The sequence below is a fragment of the Pseudomonas sp. FG98 genome (assembly GCF_057808595.1).
The window spans coordinates 1-2,949 of sequence record NZ_JBMDIJ010000172.1 but is presented as its reverse complement, the minus strand read 5'-3'; the positions used below and the strand labels follow the sequence as shown (position 1 = coordinate 2,949).

2 protein-coding genes are annotated in these 2,949 nt (G+C 65.0%); both read left to right on the top strand.

Going from position 1 to position 2,949, the window contains the following annotated elements; all coding sequences use genetic code 11:
• Positions 1 to 109 precede the first annotated feature (109 nt).
• Entirely contained in the window at positions 110 to 1,057 is a 948-nt protein-coding gene (locus tag ACODSK_RS32545; protein ID WP_489022253.1) for a cation diffusion facilitator family transporter, read from the top strand.
• A gap of 99 nt (positions 1,058 to 1,156) precedes the next feature.
• Positions 1,157 to 2,887 (top strand): SulP family inorganic anion transporter, encoded by a 1,731-nt coding sequence (locus tag ACODSK_RS32540; protein WP_489022252.1) that lies wholly within the window; start codon positions 1,157 to 1,159, stop codon positions 2,885 to 2,887.
• The last annotated feature ends 62 nt before the right edge of the window (positions 2,888 to 2,949 follow it).

Sequence of the window (2,949 nt, the reverse complement as noted above, 5' to 3'; positions counted from 1 at the left end):
CCTACGCCATCGATGGCAAGCCTGCTCCCACAGGTCCTGCTAAATCAATGAGTTATGCGGTGTTCGCGGTGGGCCGCAAAGCGGCCCCCAACTATTTAGGAGGCCAGTAGTGGCAACCAGGTTTTTCGATCTAACCGACGAGCAAGGCGTGCTACGCACTTCCATCGCCGTCACCCTGTTCATCGCCGCGATCGGTATCGGCTTCGGCGTCGCCTCGGGCTCGTTCTCGATCGTCTTCGACGGCGTCTACTCGATGGTCGACGCCAGCATGAGCGGGTTGTCGCTGGTGGTGGTGCGGCTGATCACCGCCCACACCCGCAGCGCCCATATGTCACGCAAGCTGCGCGAGCGCTTCACCATGGGTTTCTGGCACCTGGAGCCGATGGTCCTGGCGCTGAACGGCATCCTCCTCACCGGCGTGGCCATCTACGCGCTGATCAACGCCGTGCTCAGCCTGCTCGAAGGCGGCCGCGACCTGGAGTTCGGCCTGGCGCTGATCTACGCGGTACTCACGGTGATCGCCTGCCTGACCATCGCCATCCTCGAAGCCCGGGCCAACCGCCGGATCAACTCCGACTTCGTGCGCATGGACGTGAAAGGCTGGGTAATGTCCGCCAGCATCACCGCAGCGCTGCTGATCGCCTTCTGCGTCGGCATCGCTGTACAGGGGACGCAGTGGGAATGGATCTCGCCCTATATCGACCCGGCGGTGCTCGGCCTGGTGTGCCTGGTGATCATCCCGCTGCCGCTGTCGGTGATCCGCCAGGCGCTGGCGGACATGTTCCTGGTCACCCCGGTCGACCTCAAGCAGCACGTCGATGAAGTGGCCCAGACCTTCGTCGAACGCCACGGCATGCTCGGCTATCGCACCTACGTGGCCAAGGTCGGGCGCTCGCGGGAGATCGAGCTGTTCTTCATCGTCCCGGCCGACATGCCGGCACGCACCATCGGCGAATGGGACGCCTGGCGCGACGAGATCGGCAACGCCATCGGCGGCGAAGGGCCGGATCGCTGGTTGACCGTGCTGTTCACCGGGGACCTGGAGTGGGCTGAATAAGCCACGTTATCTGTACGGGATTGGCCTCCCGATGTTCCAGCGGGTACGATGCTGGCCTTTTGCGCTAGCGTCTGTCGGATACATCAAAAGGACCTGAACATGTTTCTTTCCCGCTGGCTCCCGGGCCTGGCCAACCTGCTGCATTACCGTCGCGAGTGGTTCCGCCCGGACGTGCAGGCCGGCCTGTCGGTGGCTGCCATCCAGATTCCCATCGCCATCGCCTACGCACAGATTGCCGGCCTGCCGCCGCAGGTGGGTCTGTACGCGTGCATCCTGCCGATGATCGTGTATGCGCTGGTGGGCAGTTCGCGGCAGTTGATGGTCGGCCCCGACGCGGCCACCTGCGCCATGGTCGCCGGGGCCATTGCGCCGCTGGCCATGGGCGACCCTGATCGCCTATTGCAACTGTCGGTGGTGGTCACCGTGCTGGTCGGCCTGATGCTGATCGCCGCCGGGGTGGCCCGCGCCGGCTTTATCGCCAGCTTCTTCTCGCGACCGATCCTGATCGGCTACCTCAACGGTATCGGCCTGAGCCTGCTGGCCGGGCAACTGGGCAAGGTGGTCGGCTTCAAGATCGAGGGCAGCGGCTTCATCCTGGCCATGATCAACTTCTTCGAGCGGCTCGGCGAAATCCACTGGCTGACCCTGATCATCGGCCTGGCCGGCCTGGCCATGCTGATCTGGTTGCCGCGGCGCTATCCGAAACTGCCGGCGGCGCTGGTCACAGTGGCGGTGTTCACCCTGATCGCCGGGGTGTTCGGCCTCGATAACCATGGCGTCGCGGTACTCGGCCACGTGCCTGGTGGCATGCCGGAACTGGCCTGGCCGCAGACCTCGCTGGAAGAAATGAAAAGCCTGCTGCGTGACGCCCTGGGTATCGCCACGGTGAGCTTCTGCAGCGCCATGCTCACCGCCCGCAGCTTCGCCGCGCGCCATGGCTACGCGATCAACGCCAACCATGAATTCGTCGCCCTCGGCGTGTCCAACCTGGCTGCCGGGGTGTCCCAGGGCTTCGCCATCAGCGGTGCCGACTCGCGTACCGCAGTCAACGACATGGTCGGCGGCAAGAGCCAACTGGTGGGCATTGTCGCCGCCTTGGTGATCGCCTTGATCCTGATGTTCTTCACCGCGCCCATGGCCTGGATTCCCCAGGCGGCGCTTGGTGCCGTGCTGCTGATGGCCGGCTGGGGCCTGATCGACGTGCAGTCGCTGCGCAAGATCTGGGCGCTGAGCCGCTTCGAATTCTTCCTCTGCGTGTTCACCACCATCGGCGTGCTCGGTGTCGGCGTGCTGCCGGGGATCATCATCGCCGTGACCCTGGCGATCCTGCGTTTGCTCTACAGCATCTACCAGCCTTCCGACGCGGTGCTTGGCTGGGCGCCCGGGATCGAAGGCCAGGTCGACATCAGCCAGCACAAGGACGCGCGCACCGTGCCGGGGCTGGTGGTGTACCGGTTCGACGACGCGATCCTGTTCTTCAACGCCGACTACTTCAAGATGCGCCTGCTCGAAGCAGTGCAGCGCGAGGCCAGCCCGAAGGCGGTGCTGTTCGATGCCGAGGCGGTGAGCAGCATCGACGTCAGCGGTATCGCCGCGTTGCGCGAGGTGCGCGACACCCTCAAGGCCCAGGGCATCGAGCTGGGTATCGCCCGGGCACGCGGAGCCTTCCTGCGCATGCTGGTGCGTTCGGGGCTGGCGCGGGAGATGGACAACCATCTGCTGTATGGGTCGGTGCGGGCGGGAATCCGGGCGTATCGGTTGTGGCGCAACAAGGTCAGGCGGGAAGAGGCTGATGCCGGGAAGGCGGCGCCGGTGCCGAATCTTCCTTAGTCGTTGAGGGCCTGGGCCCCTGTGGGAGCTGGCTTGCCAGCGATAGCAATAGTGAATTCACC